Source organism: Aliiglaciecola sp. (genome assembly GCF_039982535.1).
Taxonomy (GTDB): domain Bacteria; phylum Pseudomonadota; class Gammaproteobacteria; order Enterobacterales; family Alteromonadaceae; genus Aliiglaciecola.
In genome coordinates, this window is sequence record NZ_JBDWYG010000066.1 from 59,881 (window position 1) to 83,197 (window position 23,317).

Below are 23,317 nucleotides of genomic sequence, written 5' to 3' on the forward strand. Positions count from 1 at the left end.
AATTAATCTAATTGCTTAGATGCGACCTGTTGATTAATCAACTCCATAAACCCTTCAATTGAGAATTTACCGAGGTCGTCACCCTTGCGAGAGCGCACCGCTACTTCGTTTGCCTCCATTTCTTTGTCGCCTACGACTAACAAAAACGGGACACGTCTTAGAGTGTGCTCGCGGATTTTAAAGCCGATCTTCTCATTTCTCAAGTCCGACTTCGATCTAATTCCAATTTCTTGTAATTTTTTCGCTACATTTGCCGCATATTCACCCTGTTTGTCGGTAATATTCATTACCACAACTTGAGTTGGTGCTAACCAAGTAGGATAAAAGCCAGCGTACTCTTCAGTCAAAATTCCGATAAAGCGTTCTAATGACCCTAATGTTGCACGGTGAATCATTACCGGTACTTTACGTTCTCCGTCTTCGGCAACATAAGTGGCACCTAAACGCTCTGGCATAGAGAAATCAAGTTGCACAGTACCACACTGCCAAGCACGGTCTAAACAATCGTGTAGAGTAAATTCTATTTTAGGGCCATAAAACGCCCCTTCTCCAGGCAAATATTGGAAATCAATGTCTTTTGAAGTCAGTGCATCAGCAAGTTTTTGTTCAGCTTTGTCCCACACTTCATCAGAACCGACACGTTTTTCAGGACGAGTCGATAATTTAACCACAATTTTTTCGAAGCCAAATACTTTGTACACTTCATAAATCATTTCGATACAACTTGCCACTTCGGCCTGTATCTGATCTTCGGTACAGAAAATATGCGCATCATCTTGAGTGAATCCACGTACTCGCATCAAACCATGCAAAGCTCCTGATGGTTCGTTACGGTGACAACAACCAAATTCCGCCATGCGCAGCGGTAAGTCACGGTAAGATTTCAAACCTTGGTTAAAAATCTGTACGTGGCCAGGACAGTTCATGGGTTTGATTGCATATTCACGTTTTTCAGATTCAGTGGTAAACATGTTTTCCGCATATTTATCCCAATGGCCGGACTTTTCCCAAAGTACACGGTCCATCATCAGAGGCCCTTTCACTTCGCCAAAGCCATATTCACGTTGCTTACCACGGATATACTGCTCTAACTCGGTATATATGCTCCAGCCATCATTGTGCCAAAACACCATACCTGGCGCTTCTTCTTGCCAATGGAATAAATCAAGGGCTTTACCAATTTTACGATGATCACGCTTTTCAGCTTCTTCCAAACGATTAAGGTAAGCTTTAAGTTGTTTTTTATCTGCCCAAGCTGTGCCGTAAATACGCTGCAACATTTTGTTGTCACTGTTACCACGCCAGTAAGCCCCTGCCACTTTCATAATTTTGAAATGTTGACAGAAACGCATGTTAGGCACGTGAGGACCACGGCACATGTCTACGTATTCTTCATGATGGTATAATGCTGGATGGTCATCTTTACTGATGTTCTCATCCAAAATTTCTATTTTGTAGCTCTCGCCTCGCGCTTCAAAGGTATCGCGAGCTTCTTGCCAACTAACTTTCTTCTTCACCACGTCATAACTGGTTTTAGCCAATTTCAACATGTGCTTTTCAAGTTTTACCAAGTCATCTTCATTGAGTGAATGTTCCATATCGATGTCATAGTAAAAACCATTATCGATGGTTGGGCCTATGGCCATTTTCACATCGGGATAAAGCTGTTTGATTGCATGACCAATTAAATGCGCGCATGAGTGACGAATAATTTCTAGACCTTCTTCATCTCTGGCGGTAATAATTTGTAAACTAGCGTCTTCGGTGATCATGTCGACAGCATCGACCAACTGGCCGTTTATTTTACCGGCGATGGTAGCTTTCGCTAACCCTGGTCCAATATCATTGGCTACATCTAATACGGAAACGGAATTTTCGAACTGGCGTTGACTGCCATCAGGAAGAGTAATTGTTAGCATTGAATAATCCTTTACACAGTGGTGACACCTACCAAGCGCCACGTGTGAATTATAAAGTTATTTTTCAGTTTTAAGTGTATAAGTAATAAAAAACACCCTATGGAGGGTGTTCAAACAACTTAAACCGAAAAATGAATAAGTTAATTAAATCAGCCCTGCTACGATCAGGGAGAAGAGCATATGATACCTAAAATATTAGCCACGATGCAATCAGAACAAACATATAATAGATGTTTAAAATACGTCATATGCTGTGTTTACTTAGTGGTGAACTGTCAGGTATTTGCCAATCCAGTCAGTCAAAATTGGCTTCAAGTAAAACAAAAAGGCCATATTAAAGTTCACACCACAAGTGATCCCAGTGGTTATGTTTGGCTTAAAGCATCAATTACTGTTAAAGGTGCTCCCATGGATTTTGTGGCTCTTTTAGATGATATTGATACCGCCGCTAATTGGATTGATAACTGCGAAAAAGTCGAACTCCTCGCCTCTCCGTCTGCACAGGAGAAAATCGTCAGGACCATATTCAAAGCCCCTTGGCCTGTTAAAGAGCGAGAAATGATCACCAAGTCCATAACTGAAATGGACACTCAACAGCAAAATATTAAAATAACAATCCAAGATTACCCTGCATATTCGTCTAACAATCACAACCTTGTACGTATCCAAAATGTGCAGGGGCAATGGCTGGTAAAAGCCACAACAAAAAATAATATGCTAATTGAATATATTGGCTTTGGTAACCCTTCTGGCAACCTCCCTATTTGGCTAGCCAACAAGATGATGGTTTCCTCAATGTTTAAGACCTTTAGTAATCTAGGTGAGATATTGGGTGATCCCAGCTCTTAAAATTACAAAAAGTTATAAAAGACGTATTTTAATAATGAAAAAGACCATCAATTATTGTCGCGTGTTCCATACTCAGAATTTACAGCTAAATTAAGTCGAAATTATGTGGCATTTTGTTAGCGACCAAATCAGTCAACAATTAAACCAAGAATTTATATGTGATGATATTCGTGAAATATCTGAAGGAGATTCACATAGTGCTTTTCGCATTACCGATGGAAAAAAACGGTTTTTCGTCAAACTCAATGATGAAGATAAAATAGCGAATTTTAGTGCCGAAGCTGAAGGTTTAACTCATCTTGCAAACGCCAATGAGTTCAAAGTCCCAAAGGTAATCTGTTCTGGTATTTGTGAAAATAAAAGTTATCTGGTTTTAGAGTACCTTCGATTAGGAGAAGGCAGCGAACAAACATGGTTCGATTTTGGTTCAAAGTTAGCCAATATGCATCAGAATCAAACCCAAAATATGTATGGGTGGCAAGAGGATAACTTCATTGGTTTAACGCCTCAACCGAACCGGTGGGCAAAAAAGTGGCCCCAGTTTTTTGCAGAACAACGTATAGGCTATTTGTTGCAGCTACTCGCAGAAAAAGGCCATGTTATTGCCGCAATTGACAACGTAGTTGTGAGTGTTGAGAAGCTATTACAAGGCCATAACCCCAAGGCATCCATGTTACATGGTGATTTGTGGATAGGTAACACTGGATTTCAACATGATACGCCGGTGATATTCGACCCTGCTTTTTATTATGGAGACAGAGAGACAGACATAGCAATGACCGAATTGTTTAACAAATTTCCTGCGGCGTTTTATCAAGGTTACAATGAAACTTGGCCTCTTAGTAAGCAGTACGATTTCAGAAAGCCTGTTTATCAGCTTTACCATATTCTAAATCACGCATTATTATTTGGTGGCAATTATTTGCAAACGGCAACGTCTTTACTAAAAAACATGCAAGGGTAAACCCCAGACGATAGTTCAGAATGAAAACCCTACTTGTACCCACAATCTATCCCAGATAGTCTTCTCAATTATACTAAATGAAACAACGAAGCATAATGGAAAACAAAGTCGTATTTATCACTGGTAGTGCCAAGCGTCTTGGCGCATACACTGCAAACTATCTACACAATTTAGGCTATCGAATTGTATTGCATTGTCACAACTCGGTAGACCAAGTAAAAGCACTCTCAACGCGTTTAAATGAAAAACGTATCGATTCAGTCAAATGGGTTCAAGGTGATCTATGTGACTTACAACAGTTAGACCAAGTAGCCGAGTCCGCAATAGCGTCATTTGGACGCATAGACGTATTGATTAATAATGCATCCGCTTTCTACCCCACCCCTCTAACTACGTTTAACTCAACAGACTGGCAAGCATTAATGGGTAGTAACGCTCAAGCCCCGCTGTTTTTAATTCAAAAATTGCAAAAACAACTTATACAAAATCAAGGTGTTGTCATCAATATGGTGGATATTCATGCACAACGCCCATTGTCAGGCCATACTATATACTGCATGGCTAAAGCCGCTTTAGTAACATTAACCCAATCACTTGCACAAGAACTGGCCCCTAATGTTCGTGTAAATGGTGTTGCTCCTGGCGCAATTTTATGGCCAGACACGGCTTTACCTGAAAATGAAAAAAATGCGATTTTGTCTCAGATCCCTTTAGGTCGGTTAGGCAACGAAAAAGACATATCTGAAGCAATCGCTTTTTTAATCTCGGCTTCTTACATTACCGGCCAGATAGTGGCGGTCGATGGAGGTCGCAGCATAGCGAACCCTAGTGTCGCATAGGAGAATTAATGAGTACTGAAGTATTTGAAACTGAACAAACCATTGCTTGTCCAGAATGTGGTCATCATTTACACATAAGAATAGATTGCAGTAATGGTGATCAAGACTTTTTTGAAGAATGTCCCAATTGCTGTCACGAGTTTCACGTTAAACTCCATATTGATGATCTTAACCGTAAACTTCAAATTAAGATCAACTCCGATGATGAGCAATTATATTAGGCGTTAGTGTTACCCTTAAGTTAAGTTCAGATTTTTAATCAAAAAGTGCCTTACATTCGTTGGGCGAAGTATTGTATTAATCAGTGAAAAGGTGGTTTATTTGTCATCAACACAGTGGCTGCTGTTTTTTGGTTGTTTAACGTTGTTATCGGCCTGCGGTCAATCCTCAATTCAAGCAAATTTTCATGCGTACCAAAAGCAGATTAGCGATGAGCTTAATATTACGTTGCAATTTGACGATGATCGCCCTTCATTGGGTTACCCTGCTGCTGAAAAATTGAAAGTTAACCTTCCGGAAACGAACATCAAATTACGGGATTTTTATGCATTAAAGCATTGTCCTGTATCTCTTCTTATTGCACAGCGCAATACCGCCTTAGGCAAGGTCCAATTGCCATCACAACGGTTTGCATACGAAGTTAAGTTAATTCAAGGGCTACAAGAATGTCTTCAACAAACTAGTGACAAAGAGCAGCAACAACAGTTACGTCAATGGATAACACATAAACAGGAAACCCTTCCTATAGTGTGGGCGCAAATGATCCTTAGCAGTTCCGAAATTAGACGGTCTTTAAGCAGTAATACAGAGCTATTTACCCAAGTAAAGCAAAACCAACTGCAAGCATACGAAGCTTCTTTGAGCTTATTAGTGACCTTGTATTTACCTAAACAGACAGATATTGACGATTTAGAAACAGCTTTAAATACCATGCGTAAACAGCCATTGGCAGCCCAAATTTGGCAAACACAGATTCAGTTGCGTATTTGGTTAAATGAATTGAATGATAGCTTGAGTCTAGCGTTCAGTGAGCTGTCTTGCAGTGTATCCTCATCTTCTCTACAAATTGAAGAACTTAAATTAGTATACCAACGAAACTTCATTAAAAAGATCCTACCGACAACAAACCGGCTAACAAGTGCAGACAATACTTTAGCCCCCTACTTTCAAGATTTGCTGGAAAATCCAGTACTTGCCAATGAGTTTAAAGTATTTTTAAGGCAACGAAAGTCAGATTACGATTTGTATATTGATGCTCTTCGTCGCCATCAATTACTTTGGCAAAACCTATTCAGCCAGTGCCAACCTAGCAATTAAAAAGTCTAGCTCAGCCCAAACAACTGTATATAATAACAGTCATGTTAACTAATAATATTCGATACTCCCAACGTACCTGTTTTGTTTATAAGCAAAATCAATTGATTGGTAAAATTCAGTTCCAGCGGGATGCAAATATCGGCATTTGGCAAGTGCGCTATTTATCCTCGGACCTACCTATTCACAGTGCCGATCAACCCAGTGAAATCCATTCAAAACTAAGTGACTTAGGACTATCATGGCGATGGGGAAAGATCTATCACCGTTATCGACAACAACGCAGCTAAATTGGCCGTGGCCATTTTGCTTTAATTTAGCTGCATCAACTTACCGTGTAAATTATTCCAGACTTAGTGAAAAAATAGCAAAGAGCATATTGTTAATTTCGACCAAATTAATAAAATACCATAAATTTCATACAGTTAACAATTGGCACTATACTCGCTTTAAGAAAAGACAGGTGAACCTTTAATTATTAAATCACAGTGAGGCAATATTATGAGCTTACAGTCAAAACTTAAAATTCTTGTTACCTTAACACTTACTTTTTTAATGCTTTGCGGTTGTGCCACTATCGAGGGTGCAGGTGAAGATATCGAAAGCGCAGGAGATGCGATACAAGACGCGGCGAATGACGCTGAAAACTAACAAATAAAGGCTCAACATTTCAGCAATGTTGAGCCTAAATTTCTAGATTTATCCAAGCTTAGAAATAAGTTTCATCAATCTTGTTATAAACGTTAATTAAACCAAGTTGCATTTCATCAATAAATTCGTGCAGTTTATCTTGAATAAGTAATTGCGGGTTAGCTTCCATTAATTGCTTTTCAACCATTGATGTCATTTCAACACATTGCTCGTAATTGGGTAACTCCCGCAAGCAATTCTCAACTTGTTTGAGAGTGTGTATCAATGCTCTGGGAAAGCGGTTTTCTAACATTAAAAACTTCAAAACATCCGGTCGTCGAATTTTGAAACGCACTTCCCGACGGTACATTTGATAAGCAGTGAGTGACTTTAATACACTCATCCACTGTAAGTTTTCTAAAGCAGATTGCTCCGTTTCCATGTCTTGCACCAGCGATGCCGAGCGAACATCGATAATCCGCGTGGTCATATCAGCCCGCTCTAAATTGCGACCTATACGCAAGAACTGATAAGCTTCATCACGAGTCATTGTGCTCACAAGAATGCCGGTAATTTTCTGATTAGATTCGATTATTTCTGTCAAATACTCGTAACGAGAGCGTCGAGCTATAGCCTTTTGACGATTGGCATGGGCAAATAAATACAACTCATTAATCTGTTCCCAGGCCTCTCTAGGTATAATTTCACGGATGGTTCTGGCGTTTTCTCTAGCAGCACTTAGAGAGCTGACAATAGAACCCAAATTTTTAGTATCCCCCACCATAAAATTCAATACGCTACGCTCATTTGCTTCTTGATATTTAGCGTAAAACTCATCGCGATTTGACACAATATCGACCAGTGGCTCCCAGCCTAAAACGATACTTTTGGGAAGATCTAAAAGTAGATTAAAATTGACGTTAATTAATCTTGCTGTGTTTTCTGCTCGTTCTAAATAACGCCCCATCCAACACAAATTACTGGCTACACGTGACAACATATTAATCGCCCTCCATATCAACAATCCATGTATCTTTGCTACCACCACCTTGGGATGAATTAACGACTGTAGAGCCTTTCGTCATAGCGACTCGAGTTAATCCCCCCATGGTTACCTTGATATCTTGCCCACTTAAAATAAAAGGTCTTAGATCTAAGTGTCGTCCTTCAGCTTTGTTATCGATTAAAGTAGGTGCAGTTGATAGCAACAACATGGGTTGTGCAACATAGTTGCGTGGATCTTTTTTGATTAACTGTCGGAATTTTTGATGTTCTCTTTTTGAAGCATGTGGGCCAATTAACATGCCATAGCCACCAGATTCATTTGCTGGCTTCACAACCATTTTTTCAATGTTGTCTAACACATACTCACGTTCTTCTGGATTAATACATCGGTACGTTGGAACATTGGGAAGAAGAGCTTCCTCATTTAAATAATATTTAATAATTTCAGGTACGTAGCTGTAAACAACTTTGTCATCAGCAACCCCAGAACCAGGCGCATTAGCCAAGCCAACGTTGCCATTTTTCCATGCACGCATTAGTCCAGGAACCCCTAATTTAGAATCGGGGTTAAACACTTCAGGGTCAATAAACCAGTCGTCGGTGCGACGGTAAATGACATCGACTCGGTTGAGTCCATTAATGGTTCGCATGTACACACAATCATCGTCTTTAACGACTAAATCATCACCTGTTACCAACTCAGCGCCCATTTGCTGCGCTAAATAAGCATGCTCAAAATACGCTGAATTATATATTCCAGGGGTGAGTACTACAATTTCAGGCTCTTTAACATCCCTTGGCGATAAACTTGCCAACATGTCATATAAATCTGAAGGATAATTATCGATGGGAAGAATATTATACTTTTCAAACATTTCGGGGAAAACCCGCTTCATTACCTGTCGATTTTCTAACATGTATGAAACACCAGAAGGTACCCGCAGATTATCTTCTAGCACATAAAAAGTGCCATTGTGATCCCTGACTAAATCAGAACCACAAATGTGCGCCCATATGCCCTGGGGTGGTTTTACACCAATACAATCTTTTAAGAAGTTTTTAGATTTTTTTAGTAAATCGGCTGGAAAAATCCCATCTTTAATGATGTTCTGATCATTATAAAGATCATCGATGAACATATTCAGTGCTTTTACCCGCTGTTTGAGCCCCAATTCGATTTGTTGCCACTCTTTGAGTTCAATTAGCCGAGGTATAATATCGAATGGCCAAGCTCGGTCGATAGATCCCTCTTCATCATTATACACTCTGAAGGTAATCCCCATAACTTGGATAGCAGAGTCAGATGCTGCTTTATATTCTTTTATCTCGTTATCAGACAAGCCTTTAAGATAGTCACATAGATCTTTTGCATGTCCTCTGGGTTTAGAACGCCCTTGTATCAGCTCATCATAGAATTGACCTATTGCATAGTTTCCCCACCTAATCGCCATAGATCCTCCAAACTGATTTATTGTTGTTTTTTATCAGTATACTGAAGTAGATACGTTTTGATAGATGCTAAATTTAAAATTTTATTGTTTTTAAATTCACCAGCGTTCAAAATAAATAAGCAGCGTCATATGCACATATTTTGTGCATAACGATACATTTTTAACCTTTCCAACTCCAAAGAGAAGCCAATTGACCTACTGTTTAGCCATTGCCTTAAATAAGGGTTTAGTTTTTGCCTCCGACTCTCGCACGAACGCCGGAGTAGATTATGTTGCCACTTACAGTAAGATGACCACCTTCGTATTTCCCGATAACCGCACAATAGTAATAACTACCTCTGGTAGCCTAGCGACCTCTCAAGCTGTCATTAATGCAATAAAACGCGACCTATCCGATCCCAATGCTGATTTTGATATCAGCAAAGGAAACTACCTTCATGAAGTAGCACAATATATTGGCGATTTGAGTCAACAAGAGCAAAAACGCCATGCCGATGCCATGGAAAAATCAAAAACCAGCAATGAATCTAGCTTTTTATTGGGTGGCCAAATTAAAGGCAAGAAAAGTAAGATATTTTTAATCTACCCCCAAGGTAATTATATTTCGGCGTCTGATGAAACACCTTATTTGCAAATAGGTGAAAACAAATATGGCAAACCTATTTTAGATCGTTTTATCACTCCTAGCACATCATTAGAAGACGCCGCCAGATGCGCAATTGTTTCATTAGACTCAACAATTCGCAGTAATATTTCAGTTGGACCACCAATTGAGCTAGCAATTCACCGTAATGACCAGATTGAAGAGCCTTACCACAACGTATTAACTACCAATAGTAATATGTATAGATCAGTACAGAAGCAGTGGAATGAAGGGCTGAAAAAAGCGTTCGAAAATCTTCCCCGATTCGATTGGGAGAAGTAGCTAACTCAAGGGAGATAGTTGTTTTTGACAGGCGTTATCTGGAATTTGCGTCAATTCTGGAAACGCCTATGCAGGATGATACAAATCACGGTATTAACTAGGTGCAGTAACGTATTCGGTTACTGCGGCGAGGATTAAGCAGCCCCTTCGGTTAATTTGAACATGTCCGTTTCTAAAACCACCTCATGGATGAATCGTAGTTTGTCCAACGCTGATATAGAAATGACAAAAGGATACGCATCATCTAATCCCATACTGCGATTTAAAGCATTTAACACCTTGGTTAACTGACACCAATCATTAAATAAATGAGTAAATGAGGTGGATGTATAAATCTGATCGATAACACTATCGGTATTAGGAATAGGACTGGCAATTTTATTTCCAGAAATGGAAAAGTCGTAATCATTTGCCGTTTCTAGGGTATCTAACATATGTAAATAATGAGCCCATGTTTCAGCCCAATCTTCCCATGGATGCATACTAGCATAAGCACTTATCCATACACTTTGCCAATTTTCGCTAGGTCCATTTGCGTAATACGTTTCCATGGACTGCACATAATCCAGTCGCTCATCACCAAATAACCGACGGAACTCGTCTATTTTGTCTGTCCCTGAAATCAATCTATCCCAATAGTAATGGCCTGACTCATGTCGAAAATGCCCCAACAAAGTACGATAGCGTTCATTCATTTTTTCCCGCATATCCACCCGAGCACTGTCATCGGCTTCATTAAGATTAATGGTAATCAAACCATTAGCATGACCTGTGGTCACAAAGCTTTTAACAGTTAACTCATTGCCGAAGGAATCTTGGGTTTTGTCACGTAAAAATGCAAAACCCAAACCATTATTGGGGTCTTCTCCACGGCGAACTAAGGGTAAATTAAGTTTTAACAACGTGTACAATAGACGCCTTTTTGCCTGTTCCATTTTGGCCCATAACGCTTGGTTTTCCGCATCATCTAAATCGGGAGTGGCTTCATTAAGTCGACAAGAGAGACAATATTCGTGATCTTCTTCAAGGGGAACCATCCAATTACAAACATTGTGATCGGAATAGTTTTTACATTGTTTATATAACTTGCCATTGCTGGAAGCTTGTAAATTGCCATATTGATTTGTGGTAAACGCGCTCAACCTGTTTTCTTGCGGAATAAAACCCAACAGTAAGCCACACGATACGCATTGAACGTTCGCAAAATGTAAAGTATTACCACATTGGCATGTAAATGTTTTCAAAAAAAGCGTCCTGGATATAACTTCAAACTAAAGTGAAAATTCAACTTCAGTAAAATATCTTTAGCCGCGTATTAGAACCCGCATTTGTGATAATAGCAATCCCAAGCAAGGATCATGGTTGCAAGAGAGCAAATAGTAAAATTATCATTGTCGTTAAATATTCAGATAATAGTTAAGAAAAGCATGACCTTAAATAACCTAGATGGATTATATATATTTTGGCAAAATTGCCGGTCAAATTAGAGAACGACGCTTTTTTATCATTCAACACATTGAATCCTAAAGGTTATTAAATTAATGCAATTGAGACGTTGGCATATTGCCAAAATAACTGTGATTTTCATCTAAATTTGAATCTGCTTCTAATAAAGCCGTCTCGCAATGCCTAAAAAATGCCACTTTTGCCGAGTAACCTTCCGCACAATTAATTGCTCTATTGAGCTTTTGGCGAATTTTTCGGATAAATATACAAGCTTTATCGGTTTCTCCTAAAGCCGAATATGAATTGGCTAACATAATAGCGATAGCTGTCATTTTCGTTGTCAACTGTGGAGACTCTAAGCGACTATCAAAAATAATTTCAGTGGTCTCTAAAGCCGTACCTAAAAAGGGAATAACATTTTGATACTGACCCTTTTGAAACAGAAGTTCAGCATAATCTGTTAACTCATTTACTTTTTGAAATGCTTCTTTAGGGTGATCCTCAACCCAAACTTGGTGGCTTGGACAAACAAATTGAAAATATGACATGCTAAGATCCTCTCGATTTTGATTATTTGCGTGATGGATTAAAAGAAAAGATTTGGGGGCCACTGGCTTTGAGTATGCTTATGCCAGTGTTGTGAGTATGCTCAATAAAGTAATTATAAAGGGTTGTAATATCCGCAATTTTTCGCTGATATTGGCGCTTTTCTAATATCTCAAACAACAAAGGTTTAAGACGTTGAATCATGCGAAAACAATACTTACGCCATGCTATGGTTAGCAGACTGTCACAAACTACATTCAATAAAGTATCTACAATACGTAAATGTGCAGCCTTAGTGTCTTGGCTATCGTACATTCCTTTAGCCCTTTCCAATCCAGCGTGCACATACCGATTTATTAATTCAAACTCGGCATCTTTAGAAGGGTTTTTCACTTCCATCTCTAAACTCGTAAATGCAAAACAATACATATGACCAAAACCTTATTGATAATCATTATCATTTAGATTAAGTAATAAGTTCTCTAACGTCAACACAAAATGTGAATTAAACTGAAAAATTTTACCCCATCAAATTAACCTATTGAAACTGGGTTACTTTCTATTGTTTTGTTATTTGGATAAAGGTCTATATCTGCATGAGGTATAACACTTAAACAAGATTTATAGCGTGCCCATAAGACAATGGCTGACAAATTTAAAATCGAAGTAAAGCTTTGCTGTTAAATATTTGCGAGGGTTGATAGAACACTAAAAGATCTTCGATATAAAGTGGTGCGTCCGAGTAGACTCGAATCTCCGACCTTCGGACCGGACCATAGAAAGCGGTAGTGCTCTGGTGATTTTGTTAGTACTTTTAAACGTAATTTACTGTGAATTTCTATCGATATTTTGAATTTGGTGCGTCCGAGTAGACTGGAATCTCCGACCTTCGGACCGGGCCATAGAAAGCGGTAGTGCTCTGGTGATTTTGTTAGTGCTTTTAAACGTAATTTACTGTGAATTTCTATCGATATTTTGAAATTGGTGCGTCCGAGTAGACTCGAACTACCGACCCCTACCATGTCAAGGTAGTGCTCTAACCAACTGAGCTACGGACGCACTGTATAAAGACGCTTAACACGAATGTCTCAAGCGGCGCGTATAATAACGATGCTTATCCCTATCTTCAAGGAGTTTTTCAGCTTTGTTGAAACAAATGCGTAATTTTTCGACATAACGCCTAAAAGTTATAAGGTTTCACTTTATTTGCCACGTCTTTATCTTGAGTGAGGTTGGCAAATGCCTCCCCTAACCTATCACTTTGTTCAATTACTGTTTGCCAATAACGAATACGCTCATGGGAACTCATAGTTTCAAAGTCTTTTCTATCTGGAATTTTTTGATAGGGTAAAGAAGCAACAAATTCGTCAGATGGAACAGCCATAACCACTTTATCATAGCTACTTTTATGGGGTAATCGACGCTTCAGTGATTTATCGAACCAACCAGGAATCGGCTTAGGATAAAAATGTGGATAGAATATTAATCCATCGTGGGGGCCAAAGTTTAAATCAAAATGATAGTCGATGATGCCACCATCTCGATACATTCCCTTAGGAGCACCATTGATATTCTGTACCCCCTCAATCACCAAGGGGATGGAACCAGAGGCCATTAAGGCCTGAGTAAGGTTGCGTTTTGACAAAGGTACATAGCGGGTTGGCATTTTATTCGGATCCACTATCTGCAATTCACTGGTAGGAGAGGTAAAAACATATCGCTCGTAAAACCGTTGTAAAAACCGACGTTGAACAGCATTCGCTCCAGCACTTGCCAGAAGACCGGTTAACTGCAAAGGTTTGGCTTCAAATTGGGTCAGCCCTTTACATCGAGCAACAATAAAATGAGCTTTAATAATGGGGTTGTTAAGAATCTCATCTACACCATTGTCCCCTAACACGTAATCTAATAACTCTAGACCTGAAAGAGTGATTTCTCTGGCGGTGGGCTTATCGCTGTACTCTGTACGTGAGTAGTGATCTGCCAAACGATTAATAGCAGCTAAAGGCTCTTGTTGCGCAAAACAAGCAAACCTAAAAGCACCTGCTGACGAACCAATAATCTGCAGAGGTGTTTGACGTTGGGCAAAAAATGTCGAGAACACATACCTATCTAAACCCGCCAACACAAACCACTTTGGTCCCCCAGAAGCACCTAGCATGTAATCAAACATCTGTTGTTTTAAACCATGCTGCTGAATTTCTTTTAGAGCAGTTGGTCCTGCATATAAATCAAGTACTTGCACAAAATTTTAACCCATTGAATAAGTGCCAATTAATGTACCAATCAGTGGCTTATTTGCAAGCATCAAAAGTATTTTTGTTTTTAATAGTTATCTACAAAGGAAACAGCTAGGGCGTTTCTTCAAATAACGCACACACCGCACCAGCAGGGTCTTGAATAATGATATAACGACTCTGTGAGCCATAGTGTTTTATTGCAGACAACAATTTTCCACCACCAGCCTGGGTTTGGGAAATAGAGTCATCTAAATTAGCGACTTTAAAATAAAGCAGCCACTGAGCGGGTAAATTGGCATTGTCGCCTTTTGCATGACAAATTCCCACAACATCCTGATTGTTACTAGGCAACTGCATGGTAAAATCGTCGTAATCTCCCATGCTAACAGGGTTGGCTTGCCAGCCTACGACCTGTGCATAAAAGTCTTTTACATTATCTGCATTTTTGACAGTGAGATCGGTCCAAACCACCGAACCTATTGGTGCTGTTGACATATTCTTACCCCTTTAAATAAAACGCGTTAATTTTAACCAAAATCGGCCCTTGGTGGATTTCTGGACAACCGAATATACACCTTACATATCAAACAGTTAAGTGACATATAAAGTTTCCTCAACAAGGTTATCCACAGAAACAGTGGATAACATTTGAAAAAGAAACTTTTACACCAACACTTGACTTACAGCATAGCTAAAGCAAAATAAAACACCAATCAAAAAGGAATGCAAATGGCCAATCAGACATTAGCTGCGCTGCCTGACACTTTTACCATCCATAGCCTTCCAGTAAACGCTCAGATCCCATCTCAAGTGTTGAATGCACCTTTATATTTCATTGGAAAAACTCACGATGAACTTTCCATCGTGGTGCCGCAAACGGTAATGCTTGAGTCAGACGAGTCTGATCATAACTGGAGAGTATTAGAAGTTTTAGGTCCTTTAGACCTGTCGATGGTAGGCATCATGGCACAAATAGGCAGTGTATTAGCGGCAGCAAAAATCAGCATATTCGTAGTTTCTACTTTTGAAACGGATTATTTCTTAGTAAAGCAAAATTACTTAAAATCTGCTGCAATTGCCCTAGAGAACAACGGCTATAAAGTGATCCTATAATGAGCCTCTTTAATCGTTTAGTCGACAACCAAGCTCCTGTGCAACATAAACATAAGATTGATATTCTTAGCCCCATTAGTGGCAGCATTCATTGCCTTGATTCAGCGAATAACCTCATTTTCAAACAGCGGTTGTTTGGTGAAGGAGTGATGGTTAATCCCATTGGTTTTCAAATATTGGCACCATTTGATGCTATTGTTTTAGAAATCAGTGAAACAGCCCATCGTGTGCGATTAAAAGACCGCCATGGCTTAATATTGCAGATCCATTGCGGTTGGGGAGCCCAAAACTTAAATGGTAATGGTTTTAAACGCAAAGTTAACCGTGGGCAGAAAGTTAAACAGGGACAACCCATATTAGATTTTGACTCACGCAAATTAAAACTTGCCATAGATGACAGCGCTTTTTACATTACCCTTCTCAACAGTGATAAGGTAAAAGGGTTAGTCGTTAGCCCCCGCAGAGTCACTGCTTGCGAAGATCATGTCTTTTCAGTGTTGATCTAAAGGATAAGGATTGGTAAAACAACAGTTACTTAGCAATGGGGGTTATTAAGCCTTTAATAATCATCATTTATTTTTCATTTCATTATTAACTAACAAGAATCATTTTATGACTCAAATGTTCGGCATCAAAAATTGCGATACCATTAAAAAGGCCAAAAAGTGGCTCGAAGAAAACCAAATAGAATACAGTTTCCACGATTATCGAGTTGATGGTCTAGAGCGTGAGTGGCTTGAAAAAACAGAATCCCAATTAGGTTGGCAGAAATTGCTAAACCAACGTGGAACCACCTTTCGCCAATTACCCGATGAACAAAAGCAAGATTTAAACAGCGAAAAAGCGATTGAATTGATGCTGGCAGCTCCAGCCATGATAAAACGTCCGGTATTGATCCATAACGACAAATACATTTTAGGTTTCAAACCTGCAGATTATGCAGTGGTATTTAATTCATGATGGACTCAATTGCACTTACTAAAGAACTCATCAACCGTAAATCGGTAACTCCAGAAGACGCTGGTTGCCAGCAGTTGATGGCCGATATACTGGCTCCCTTAGGTTTTGATATTGAATCTATGGTATTTCATGACACCACCAATATGTGGGCGAGAAAAGGTAAACAAGGACCGTTATTTTGTTTTGCTGGACATACGGACGTAGTGCCATCTGGCCCTGCTGAAAAATGGCAAACACCACCCTTTGAAGCGACACAAGTTGGCGAATATTTGCATGGCCGTGGCGCTGCAGATATGAAAGGAAGTTTGGCCGCCATGTTAGTGGCAACCCATCGTTTTGTTACTGCCCACCCAAATCACAATGGCGGCATAGCATTCCTTATCACCAGCGATGAGGAAGGACCATTTATCAATGGTACAACTAAGGTCATTGATACCCTAGAAGCCCGTAATGAAAAAATCGATTGGTGCTTAGTGGGCGAGCCTTCCAGTACTGATGTTGTGGGTGACGTTGTCAAAAATGGAAGACGTGGCTCACTCACCGGCGATTTAATCGTCAAGGGTATTCAAGGGCACGTAGCCTACCCTCATTTAGCCAAGAACCCTATTCATGTAGCTTCTCCCGCTTTAGCTGAACTGGCAAAAACCCACTGGGATGATGGCAACCGATATTTCCCGCCCACCAGCTTTCAAATTTCCAATATCAATGGTGGAACGGGTGCAGGAAACGTCATACCTGGCGAGCTCCATGTTTGTTTCAACTTTCGATTCTCCACTGAAGTCACCGACAAACAGTTAATCGAAAGAGTGTATGAAATTCTTGATCGTCATGGTTTAGATTACGATATTAAATGGACATTCAATGGACAGCCTTTCTTAACTGATGAGGGGCCTTTAGTTGAAGCCACTCAGCAAGCTATTAAATCGGTAACCGGAAGAGAGACTGAGTTATCCACAGCAGGTGGTACCTCAGATGGGCGCTTTATCGCTCCAACAGGCGCACAAGTGATTGAACTGGGTCCAGTCAATGCCACTATTCATAAAATAGATGAAAAAGTGAAGTCTGCTGATCTGGAAGTGCTCACAGATATTTATCACGATATATTATGTCGCCTGCTACTCTAGTGTCTGTAACACAATTGTCTGCACCGAGCTGGATGGGGCTAACCCAAGCCCATATCCAGCCAATTGGTGAGCATCATGGTTTAATTCCCGATGTCAAAACGGCCTTTGAAACTATGCAGCAAGCTGCCCAAAAAGACCACATAGACATGCAACTGGCGAGCAGCTTCCGTAGTTTTGACCGTCAATTAGCCATTTGGCAAAAAAAGTGGTTAGGAAGTTTGCCAATCAATGATATTCATAGCCAAGCCCTCAATACCTCCGACTTTAACGAACTAGATAAAATACACGCCATTATGACCTGGTCTGCCCTTCCAGGTGCTAGTCGTCACCACTGGGGAACCGACTTGGATGTGTATGATAAAAAAGCAGTTGAACGCTGTGGACAACCCTTGCAATTGATAAGTACTGAGTATGAACAATCAGGACCTTGTTACCCACTGCATTGCTGGTTAGAAGAAAACGCTGAAAGGTTTGGTTTTTACCGTCCGTATAAACACTATAATGGCGGAGTTGCACCCGAAGCTTGGCATTTAAGCTATGGCCCCATCTCAAAGTCAATTATCAAACAACTCGACTTGAGTAAACTAGCTGAACAATTAGCCAGTGTCGAGATTGGCGGCAAACAGACGATTTTAAAACATTTAGACCAGTTATTTGCCCAATATACTTTAAATGGAATCACACAATGAATTTCTGGTTAATTGTAACTTTGTTGATAGCCCTAGGCTTGATAGTAGGTAATATTCTATTATTGAAAATGAGCGCTAAGATGTCCTTCGAAAAAACCAAAACAAAACCTGAAGATGAAATTCTTAAGTCTCCATTAAATAACAAAGAGCCACCAGCAACACAACAAGACGACAACGATAAACCATAGTTGGAGTAATAACGGGTGCGGATAACTATTCTTGCCAATCGTGATCTAGCGAGCAACATGGCAATCAACCTATTGCTTCAACAACTGCCTGAACATCGGTATGCTATTTTTCTATCGGCAAAAGTAGGAAAGTCAGAGAATCTGCCTGAGCCCCTCAAAAGCTTAGCTTTTATGGAGCAAACACTGTTTAACCAAATTGTTTATCCACTGATTGAAACCCAGCAATACACAACCAATATGGGCAATCCACCAGCGAACACCTCATTGCCATTAAAAAGCTTTCAACAAATACTGGATTCAGGCATTCCGATTAGTGATATTCAGAACATTAATAGTCCCTCGAGCTATCAAACCCTTGCAGCGCAAAACCCCGAGCTGATCATTTCCATTCGATTTGGCCAAATTTTACAAGAAGCCATTATTAGATTACCTAAAATGGGCGTCATAAACCTGCATTCAGGTAAGTTACCGGATTATAGAGGCGTAATGGCAACATTTTGGGCAATGTTAAACAACAATGAGAATATCGGTACAAGCTTACATTTTATCGATTCAAATAAAATTGATGCCGGAAAAATCATCTCTAGCACCCAGCGCAGAGTGGATTATCATCGCTCTTATTTACACAACGTATTGAGTTTATACCCAGAAGGTGTCAAGACTATTGTCGCTGCCGTCAACAAATTGAACTGTGGTGAAGAAGTAAAAACCCAAAATATGGATTTGTCATCGGGTCAGTACTTTAGTTTCCCAAACGAAGTCACACTGAGTCAATTTGCTGAACAAGGGAAACGGCTTTTCGACTATGATGAAATTCCAGAGTTAGTGGCAAAATACCGTTAACCTCACCCTATTGATAAAGCAGTGGATCAGCGAAGACTCAAGCAATATTACAGCGGTGACTGTAAATTGTGACCTTTAGTCATATACAAATCATCGTACTTTAAACCACCATTGCCATAGGGTTGTTTTTTAGGTCCGGTATTGCAGTTCATTAGAAAATGCGTAAGAGGCAACTCACGTTGCATGCGGAAGCTTGCGTTGCTATACACTTTTTGCTGTTCGGGGAATTCATTCCCGCCTTTAAAATACACATCGTAGGTTTGACCGCCATCGCTCTTTATACGGTTATTTACCACATACCATATTTCATACCACAGGCCCGGTACTAACGGTTTGGCATCTTTTCCGGTGCGGTTATTTACAATGTTAGCGTAACCTTGCTGGGTCTTAACCATCAAGGCACCGGTATTTTTGTGACCATTTGACTCTGCTTTATCGGTTACTCGCAAGGTAGCTTCAAACGCATTGTAATCATGTAACTCAATATCACTGGGGCTCATATTGCTAATACCAAAAGCGTGATTATTGGGAAAAGACTCCACATTTATACGGGTATAAAATGTATAGGTTTCCCCCACTTCGACTCTTTGGGGAAGCGCCGCATAAGTTAACGCTTTGCGATTACCAACAATGCCCTCAGCTGCCGGTTTTTTGATTAAATAAACATTTTCAGAGTGCGCGGTTACGTCTTTTTGGCGCTCAGTAATTTGGGGAGAGTGCACCTTTGGCGAGGTGTCATTTTTGGTATCTGCTTTCGTCCATTTAGCTAAACTGTTATCAGTTTCGAAATTATCAATCAGTATCCAATCCGTTGCCGTTTGTGCGTTGCTCGATAGCGAGCAAAATATCGTCAAAAAACTGATTAAAACCACATGCCGAACGCCCTTCAAACTTATTGAGAACTTAGGCTGGTTTACTGCAAGACTGGCTAAAGATTTTCGTTTATTTGGCATCATTTGGCACCCTATTGATAAGCTTGCTTAGTGCTGTTTTTCGTGCTGTTTTTATATTGCTTTAGCATATAGCAATAAAAACACTAGCATCAATCTAATATAGCTGCTTGCATGAAAATAAGTCCAGTTGTAACCCTGGACCCAATGGCAAACCAAAAATAAGGGATGAAAGCTCGAAGCCGATTAAAATTTCAGTACGTACATTTGGCTTGTATCAAACTTGCCCGCTAATCCGTCTAAATATATTTTTTGAATAGCCTCAACCCCAGCAATATTAGTGGTGCTCAATAAAGGTTCCATATGTTTGGAAAACCCTCCCCAATCTACAGCATAGCGCTGCATAAATCCTTTTCCACCCCACTCTTTCATGCGTTTATTAACTTGTGTGGGCGCAAAAAAGAATTCGCCATGCAGTTCGCCAGCATAAGATTTTGCTTGGGATTCAACATCAGTCACACCAATATAAATCATCTTTTGCATACTCGTATTTAAGTGTTCTTGAAGATCTAATAACAAAGGTTTATTGCCAGAGAAGTCCAGTACTATGGTGTTTGCATTTTTATCCAGTGTGGCAAAGTCTTGATAATCTAATACCTGATCATAACAAGCGGTCTTTTCAGTAAAAGCTTTGTTGCTCGCCGATGTCAGGCCAACGACGTTGTAGTTTAAGCCTCGTTCTTTACAGTGCTGCTTCAATAGGTAAGCCGCCCCATAAGCGGTTTTACTCGATGCACTGGTTAACACTATATTGACCGTGTCTGGGTTTGCAATTTCGCCGACAAAATCATCTAACACAAAAGAAGTCATAAACAACGGGCGAAAATTGAGTTGCCAATCTTCTTTGTTAGGATCGTAGGCTGGATCAGCACTGCAACGAACATACTGATCGTACACACTGGAGATACTCTTGCGTACAGGACTAACATCGTAAAAATCATTGGCCGTTATTTTTCCTGCAGTAATCACCAAGTGAGTGGCAAATGGCAGATAACCAAATACTTTTTCACCTACAACCAGATCCGGGCTATTTGAATATTCAACGGTAGCAAAACCCCAAATGGGCATAATGCCAAAACCGTCTTGCGCAGGAAAAAAGCCCCAATATCCCATTTTATCGCCAAACAAGGCATAGGTAATATTGTTTGCTGAAAAGCCAAAAGATTCGACTTTTAGCAGTACTTCATCATTGCCTAATGAATCGGTGTTAATAGAGTCCTTAACAACGGCAAGCTTGCTGAGTTCGGTTTTATTAGTTTGAATCTGTTGACGAGTGAAGACAGGCATTTACAATTCCCTTAACGTTTAAAGTTAAATTAATGTTAATTTCAATGTTAGTTATACTAACGCTAAGGGAGCCGCTAATTTATCATCCTTTTGAATAGACAAAAATAACAGCCCAAAATACTTCAACTGTCGATGATATTCCTTTACCAAGCCTCTAGGTTGTCAAAAGATTGATGTAAAAGCGGTAAGAACCAACTTTCAAATAATTTCACCTTTTGCCATTCAAAATTCTGTGCAGGGGCGACCAAATACAATGAATACGGACTAGGACAACTAAACTCTAACAAAGCCAGTAGCGAACCATTTTGCAAATGATCTGCAACCAAACTTTTGTTCACTATTGTAAACCCTCGACCCGCCAATGCATTTTCAATTAACAAAACAGAATTACTTGCGCGAATTGAGGGAGTTAAGGTGCGTATATCTATTTCATAATTTTGGCACAGGGTGTTAAAAACTGGCGCGATATCCTTACTGGTATCTTCAATCCAAGGTAACTGAAAAACAACGGAAGGATCATTGCTTTGCTGTGGGGCAATAATATCAGGGCTAGCCACTAAAATGAGTTGATCATTAACTAGCTTCTTTTCTGCTAATCCTGAATATTCGCCTTGGCCCATTCGAATCGCTAGATCAATCTCACCACGGTTAAAATCCACCAACTCATTACTAGGTGCCAGTTGCACCATCAGTTCAGGGTGTAATTTTTGAAACTGCGGTAATCGGGGCATTAACCACAAAGAGGTAAACGAATGGATGGTAGAGATTCTTAATATACTCGGATTACCATCACCCGATATGGCGTTTACACCCGATTTAAACTGGCTAAACCCTTGTTGGATAAAGGGCAGTAATAATTCACCAGCATGAGTCAACTGAGTTTGTCGGTTTGAACGCGCAAACAGTTTTTGCTCTAAGAAGCTTTCAAGTAACTTGATCTGCTGACTTACCGCAGCTTGAGTGACAAAGAGTTTCTCAGCAGCTAATTTAAAACTTGATAACTCTGCCGCCACCATAAAGAAGTGCAAAGATTTAAGAGGAGGGAGTTGTTGTCCCATAACATGCCTGCCTACAGAGTAGATTCAATTAAGTTTTTCTTAAGTATAGTTAATTTTTAATCGTTTGTTCAAGTTGCAATTCAACACTAATCTAACGTTGAACTATCAACAAACGAGGAACAACCATGAAATACTTAACTACATTAACATTGATATTATTGAGTTTAACTTTAAACGCTAAAACCAACGAACAGGTGGAGACCAAGTACTCCTATAAAGGCTACCCTTATAAAATGCTAATTGCTCGTTCAGATTCAATAAAGATTTTATTTACTGAAAAGCAGGATAGAGTTAACTGTGCGGTGCAATTTGAGCAAGGGAATATAATCCACAAGACTTCTTATTCAGATGTAAAGAAATTAGACTTTAATAATCAGCCATTGGTGAGCTGCTTACCAAGGCATCAAGCAAAAGCTTGGTTGAAAGATACGTTTGAGTAATGGAAAGGGCTAATGGAAAGTAGTAATAGAAAAGACAACGCACCTAGATGTAAATGTCTAGGTGCTTTCTACCTTTTTCATCCACAGACGGCAATTCAGGATCTACTGGCTGTTTGCCATCTTGTTGTTTGTCTGCCGATTGTTCTTGTTTAGCGTCTTTATTAGATTCTTTGTCTTTTTCATCCTCAGACGACTTTTTATGATACTTTTCCCGTGCATCCCTTTCTTCGGTATTTAAGGCTTTTTCTTCGTCATTTAACTCTCGAAGTTTCGCCTCTTTTTCAACTTGTTTTACTTTGAGCTCATCTTTGGCAATGGCAACTTTACCTTCACGGGGTAAAACTGAAAATATCAAATCACTGGTCATGGGATTCACTCACTTAGTTTATTCTGATTAATCAATTATACTGCCTTATAACAATAGGCCAGTAAAATTGTGTCATTAATTAGCTATCGTATTGATTTTGACTTACTTTAACACTTTTCGTTCAATTTTTGAGCTAGATAACGGTATTCCTTGATGCTAATGCCTTTTAG

General features: G+C 39.7%; 28 protein-coding genes and 1 tRNA gene. 16 read left to right on the forward strand and 13 right to left on the reverse strand.

What is annotated here, in order from left to right; all coding sequences use genetic code 11:
- Nucleotides 1-2 precede the first annotated feature (2 nt).
- Complete coding sequence (gene thrS, locus ABJV04_RS17740; protein WP_348492941.1) at nucleotides 3-1,919, reverse strand: threonine--tRNA ligase; 1,917 nt, start codon at nucleotides 1,917-1,919, stop codon at nucleotides 3-5.
- Nucleotides 1,920-2,099: 180 nt separating this feature from the next.
- Between thrS and ABJV04_RS17745 the strand changes: the two genes are divergently transcribed.
- From ABJV04_RS17745 to ABJV04_RS17775, 7 genes are all read left to right on the forward strand, one after another.
- Nucleotides 2,100-2,768, forward strand: a complete 669-nt coding sequence (locus ABJV04_RS17745) for an START domain-containing protein (RefSeq protein WP_348492942.1) — start codon at nucleotides 2,100-2,102, stop codon at nucleotides 2,766-2,768.
- Nucleotides 2,769-2,871: 103 nt separating this feature from the next.
- On the forward strand, nucleotides 2,872-3,732 hold the full coding sequence (locus tag ABJV04_RS17750; RefSeq protein ID WP_348492943.1) for a fructosamine kinase family protein: 861 nt from the start codon (nucleotides 2,872-2,874) through the stop codon (nucleotides 3,730-3,732).
- 95 nt (nucleotides 3,733-3,827) lie between these two features.
- A complete protein-coding gene (locus ABJV04_RS17755; protein ID WP_348492944.1) occupies nucleotides 3,828-4,571 on the forward strand; it encodes a pteridine reductase in 744 nt (247 codons plus the stop codon).
- Nucleotides 4,572-4,579: 8 nt separating this feature from the next.
- Nucleotides 4,580-4,792, forward strand: a complete 213-nt coding sequence (locus ABJV04_RS17760) for a CPXCG motif-containing cysteine-rich protein (RefSeq protein ID WP_348492945.1) — start codon at nucleotides 4,580-4,582, stop codon at nucleotides 4,790-4,792.
- Nucleotides 4,793-4,892: 100 nt separating this feature from the next.
- Nucleotides 4,893-5,888 (forward strand): DUF3080 family protein, encoded by a 996-nt coding sequence (locus ABJV04_RS17765; protein WP_348492946.1) that lies wholly within the window; start codon nucleotides 4,893-4,895, stop codon nucleotides 5,886-5,888.
- Between the two features lie 41 nt (nucleotides 5,889-5,929).
- The gene (locus ABJV04_RS17770) at nucleotides 5,930-6,175 is read left to right on the forward strand and encodes a hypothetical protein (protein ID WP_348492947.1); all 246 of its coding nucleotides are present in this window, start codon (nucleotides 5,930-5,932) and stop codon (nucleotides 6,173-6,175) included.
- 211 nt (nucleotides 6,176-6,386) lie between these two features.
- Complete coding sequence (locus tag ABJV04_RS17775; protein ID WP_348492948.1) at nucleotides 6,387-6,536, forward strand: entericidin A/B family lipoprotein; 150 nt, start codon at nucleotides 6,387-6,389, stop codon at nucleotides 6,534-6,536.
- A 58-nt stretch (nucleotides 6,537-6,594) separates the two neighbouring features.
- Here ABJV04_RS17775 and ABJV04_RS17780 read toward each other — a convergent pair whose 3' ends face one another.
- Both ABJV04_RS17780 and ABJV04_RS17785 read right to left on the reverse strand, forming a co-directional pair.
- The gene (locus ABJV04_RS17780) at nucleotides 6,595-7,515 is read right to left on the reverse strand and encodes an alpha-E domain-containing protein (RefSeq protein WP_348492949.1); all 921 of its coding nucleotides are present in this window, start codon (nucleotides 7,513-7,515) and stop codon (nucleotides 6,595-6,597) included.
- A 1-nt stretch (nucleotide 7,516) separates the two neighbouring features.
- On the reverse strand, nucleotides 7,517-8,971 hold the full coding sequence (locus ABJV04_RS17785) for a circularly permuted type 2 ATP-grasp protein (RefSeq protein WP_348492950.1): 1,455 nt from the start codon (nucleotides 8,969-8,971) through the stop codon (nucleotides 7,517-7,519).
- A gap of 190 nt (nucleotides 8,972-9,161) precedes the next feature.
- Here ABJV04_RS17785 and ABJV04_RS17790 point away from each other — a divergent pair, with 190 nt between their 5' ends.
- A complete protein-coding gene (locus tag ABJV04_RS17790) occupies nucleotides 9,162-9,896 on the forward strand; it encodes a peptidase (protein WP_348492951.1) in 735 nt (244 codons plus the stop codon).
- Between the two features lie 134 nt (nucleotides 9,897-10,030).
- Here the strand turns inward: ABJV04_RS17790 and ABJV04_RS17795 are convergent, their stop codons facing one another.
- The 6 genes from ABJV04_RS17795 to ABJV04_RS17820 form a co-directional block, all read right to left on the reverse strand.
- On the reverse strand, nucleotides 10,031-11,140 hold the full coding sequence (locus ABJV04_RS17795; protein ID WP_348492952.1) for a putative zinc-binding metallopeptidase: 1,110 nt from the start codon (nucleotides 11,138-11,140) through the stop codon (nucleotides 10,031-10,033).
- Nucleotides 11,141-11,434: 294 nt separating this feature from the next.
- A complete protein-coding gene (locus ABJV04_RS17800) occupies nucleotides 11,435-11,890 on the reverse strand; it encodes a hypothetical protein (protein ID WP_348492953.1) in 456 nt (151 codons plus the stop codon).
- A gap of 22 nt (nucleotides 11,891-11,912) precedes the next feature.
- Nucleotides 11,913-12,317 carry a hypothetical protein gene (locus tag ABJV04_RS17805; RefSeq protein WP_348492954.1) on the reverse strand — a complete coding sequence of 135 codons (405 nt, stop codon included), beginning with the start codon at nucleotides 12,315-12,317 and terminating at the stop codon, nucleotides 11,913-11,915.
- Nucleotides 12,318-12,870: 553 nt separating this feature from the next.
- Nucleotides 12,871-12,947 (reverse strand) — tRNA-Val (locus ABJV04_RS17810).
- Nucleotides 12,948-13,068: 121 nt separating this feature from the next.
- On the reverse strand, nucleotides 13,069-14,133 hold the full coding sequence (locus ABJV04_RS17815; protein WP_348492955.1) for a patatin-like phospholipase family protein: 1,065 nt from the start codon (nucleotides 14,131-14,133) through the stop codon (nucleotides 13,069-13,071).
- 106 nt (nucleotides 14,134-14,239) lie between these two features.
- Nucleotides 14,240-14,623, reverse strand: coding sequence for a VOC family protein (locus tag ABJV04_RS17820; protein ID WP_348492956.1), 384 nt, complete (start codon nucleotides 14,621-14,623; stop codon nucleotides 14,240-14,242).
- 234 nt (nucleotides 14,624-14,857) lie between these two features.
- Between ABJV04_RS17820 and ABJV04_RS17825 the strand changes: the two genes are divergently transcribed.
- The 7 genes from ABJV04_RS17825 (at nucleotide 14,858) to ABJV04_RS17855 (ending at nucleotide 19,045) form a co-directional block, all read left to right on the forward strand.
- A complete protein-coding gene (locus ABJV04_RS17825; RefSeq protein ID WP_348492957.1) occupies nucleotides 14,858-15,241 on the forward strand; it encodes an ACT domain-containing protein in 384 nt (127 codons plus the stop codon).
- Nucleotides 15,241-15,747 (forward strand): PTS glucose transporter subunit IIA, encoded by a 507-nt coding sequence (locus ABJV04_RS17830; protein WP_348492958.1) that lies wholly within the window; start codon nucleotides 15,241-15,243, stop codon nucleotides 15,745-15,747. Before ABJV04_RS17825 ends, ABJV04_RS17830 begins: the two co-directional genes overlap by 1 nt.
- Before the next feature lie 106 nt (nucleotides 15,748-15,853).
- Complete coding sequence (locus tag ABJV04_RS17835) at nucleotides 15,854-16,201, forward strand: ArsC family reductase (protein WP_348492959.1); 348 nt, start codon at nucleotides 15,854-15,856, stop codon at nucleotides 16,199-16,201.
- The gene (dapE, locus tag ABJV04_RS17840; RefSeq protein WP_348492960.1) at nucleotides 16,198-17,325 is read left to right on the forward strand and encodes a succinyl-diaminopimelate desuccinylase; all 1,128 of its coding nucleotides are present in this window, start codon (nucleotides 16,198-16,200) and stop codon (nucleotides 17,323-17,325) included. Before ABJV04_RS17835 ends, dapE begins: the two co-directional genes overlap by 4 nt.
- Entirely contained in the window at nucleotides 17,307-18,014 is a 708-nt protein-coding gene (locus ABJV04_RS17845; RefSeq protein WP_348492961.1) for a M15 family metallopeptidase, read from the forward strand. The genes dapE and ABJV04_RS17845 overlap by 19 nt, the downstream gene beginning before the upstream one ends.
- The gene (locus ABJV04_RS17850; RefSeq protein WP_348492962.1) at nucleotides 18,011-18,202 is read left to right on the forward strand and encodes a DUF2897 family protein; all 192 of its coding nucleotides are present in this window, start codon (nucleotides 18,011-18,013) and stop codon (nucleotides 18,200-18,202) included. The genes ABJV04_RS17845 and ABJV04_RS17850 overlap by 4 nt, the downstream gene beginning before the upstream one ends.
- Before the next feature lie 15 nt (nucleotides 18,203-18,217).
- Nucleotides 18,218-19,045 (forward strand): formyl transferase, encoded by an 828-nt coding sequence (locus ABJV04_RS17855; RefSeq protein WP_348492963.1) that lies wholly within the window; start codon nucleotides 18,218-18,220, stop codon nucleotides 19,043-19,045.
- A 47-nt stretch (nucleotides 19,046-19,092) separates the two neighbouring features.
- On the opposite strand, the gene ABJV04_RS17860 is transcribed toward ABJV04_RS17855, so the two are convergent.
- The 3 genes from ABJV04_RS17860 to ABJV04_RS17870 form a co-directional block, all read right to left on the reverse strand.
- Nucleotides 19,093-20,001 (reverse strand): hypothetical protein, encoded by a 909-nt coding sequence (locus tag ABJV04_RS17860; RefSeq protein ID WP_348492964.1) that lies wholly within the window; start codon nucleotides 19,999-20,001, stop codon nucleotides 19,093-19,095.
- A gap of 180 nt (nucleotides 20,002-20,181) precedes the next feature.
- Nucleotides 20,182-21,282 (reverse strand): DUF2855 family protein, encoded by a 1,101-nt coding sequence (locus ABJV04_RS17865; RefSeq protein ID WP_348492965.1) that lies wholly within the window; start codon nucleotides 21,280-21,282, stop codon nucleotides 20,182-20,184.
- 143 nt (nucleotides 21,283-21,425) lie between these two features.
- Nucleotides 21,426-22,340 (reverse strand): LysR substrate-binding domain-containing protein, encoded by a 915-nt coding sequence (locus ABJV04_RS17870; RefSeq protein ID WP_348492966.1) that lies wholly within the window; start codon nucleotides 22,338-22,340, stop codon nucleotides 21,426-21,428.
- Between the two features lie 125 nt (nucleotides 22,341-22,465).
- Between ABJV04_RS17870 and ABJV04_RS17875 the strand changes: the two genes are divergently transcribed.
- Nucleotides 22,466-22,780 carry a hypothetical protein gene (locus ABJV04_RS17875; protein WP_348492967.1) on the forward strand — a complete coding sequence of 105 codons (315 nt, stop codon included), beginning with the start codon at nucleotides 22,466-22,468 and terminating at the stop codon, nucleotides 22,778-22,780.
- 43 nt (nucleotides 22,781-22,823) lie between these two features.
- Here ABJV04_RS17875 and ABJV04_RS17880 read toward each other — a convergent pair whose 3' ends face one another.
- The gene (locus tag ABJV04_RS17880; protein ID WP_348492968.1) at nucleotides 22,824-23,147 is read right to left on the reverse strand and encodes a hypothetical protein; all 324 of its coding nucleotides are present in this window, start codon (nucleotides 23,145-23,147) and stop codon (nucleotides 22,824-22,826) included.
- Nucleotides 23,148-23,317 lie beyond the last annotated feature (170 nt).

Excerpts from the sequence above, each read along its gene's own strand:
- thrS (WP_348492941.1), bottom strand. The coding sequence starts at position 1,919 with ATGCTAACAATTACTCTTCCTGATGGCAGTCAACGCCAGTTCGAAAAT.
- ABJV04_RS17745 (WP_348492942.1), top strand. The coding sequence starts at position 2,100 with ATGATACCTAAAATATTAGCCACGATGCAATCAGAACAAACATATAAT.
- ABJV04_RS17750 (WP_348492943.1), top strand. The coding sequence starts at position 2,872 with ATGTGGCATTTTGTTAGCGACCAAATCAGTCAACAATTAAACCAAGAA.
- ABJV04_RS17755 (WP_348492944.1), top strand. The coding sequence starts at position 3,828 with ATGGAAAACAAAGTCGTATTTATCACTGGTAGTGCCAAGCGTCTTGGC.
- ABJV04_RS17760 (WP_348492945.1), top strand. The coding sequence starts at position 4,580 with ATGAGTACTGAAGTATTTGAAACTGAACAAACCATTGCTTGTCCAGAA.
- ABJV04_RS17770 (WP_348492947.1), top strand. The coding sequence starts at position 5,930 with ATGTTAACTAATAATATTCGATACTCCCAACGTACCTGTTTTGTTTAT.
- ABJV04_RS17775 (WP_348492948.1), top strand. The coding sequence starts at position 6,387 with ATGAGCTTACAGTCAAAACTTAAAATTCTTGTTACCTTAACACTTACT.
- ABJV04_RS17780 (WP_348492949.1), bottom strand. The coding sequence starts at position 7,515 with ATGTTGTCACGTGTAGCCAGTAATTTGTGTTGGATGGGGCGTTATTTA.
- ABJV04_RS17785 (WP_348492950.1), bottom strand. The coding sequence starts at position 8,971 with ATGGCGATTAGGTGGGGAAACTATGCAATAGGTCAATTCTATGATGAG.
- ABJV04_RS17800 (WP_348492953.1), bottom strand. The coding sequence starts at position 11,890 with ATGTCATATTTTCAATTTGTTTGTCCAAGCCACCAAGTTTGGGTTGAG.
- ABJV04_RS17805 (WP_348492954.1), bottom strand. The coding sequence starts at position 12,317 with ATGTATTGTTTTGCATTTACGAGTTTAGAGATGGAAGTGAAAAACCCT.
- ABJV04_RS17820 (WP_348492956.1), bottom strand. The coding sequence starts at position 14,623 with ATGTCAACAGCACCAATAGGTTCGGTGGTTTGGACCGATCTCACTGTC.
- ABJV04_RS17825 (WP_348492957.1), top strand. The coding sequence starts at position 14,858 with ATGGCCAATCAGACATTAGCTGCGCTGCCTGACACTTTTACCATCCAT.
- ABJV04_RS17830 (WP_348492958.1), top strand. The coding sequence starts at position 15,241 with ATGAGCCTCTTTAATCGTTTAGTCGACAACCAAGCTCCTGTGCAACAT.
- ABJV04_RS17835 (WP_348492959.1), top strand. The coding sequence starts at position 15,854 with ATGACTCAAATGTTCGGCATCAAAAATTGCGATACCATTAAAAAGGCC.
- dapE (WP_348492960.1), top strand. The coding sequence starts at position 16,198 with ATGATGGACTCAATTGCACTTACTAAAGAACTCATCAACCGTAAATCG.
- ABJV04_RS17845 (WP_348492961.1), top strand. The coding sequence starts at position 17,307 with ATGTCGCCTGCTACTCTAGTGTCTGTAACACAATTGTCTGCACCGAGC.
- ABJV04_RS17850 (WP_348492962.1), top strand. The coding sequence starts at position 18,011 with ATGAATTTCTGGTTAATTGTAACTTTGTTGATAGCCCTAGGCTTGATA.
- ABJV04_RS17860 (WP_348492964.1), bottom strand. The coding sequence starts at position 20,001 with ATGATGCCAAATAAACGAAAATCTTTAGCCAGTCTTGCAGTAAACCAG.
- ABJV04_RS17865 (WP_348492965.1), bottom strand. The coding sequence starts at position 21,282 with ATGCCTGTCTTCACTCGTCAACAGATTCAAACTAATAAAACCGAACTC.
- ABJV04_RS17870 (WP_348492966.1), bottom strand. The coding sequence starts at position 22,340 with ATGGGACAACAACTCCCTCCTCTTAAATCTTTGCACTTCTTTATGGTG.
- ABJV04_RS17875 (WP_348492967.1), top strand. The coding sequence starts at position 22,466 with ATGAAATACTTAACTACATTAACATTGATATTATTGAGTTTAACTTTA.
- ABJV04_RS17880 (WP_348492968.1), bottom strand. The coding sequence starts at position 23,147 with ATGACCAGTGATTTGATATTTTCAGTTTTACCCCGTGAAGGTAAAGTT.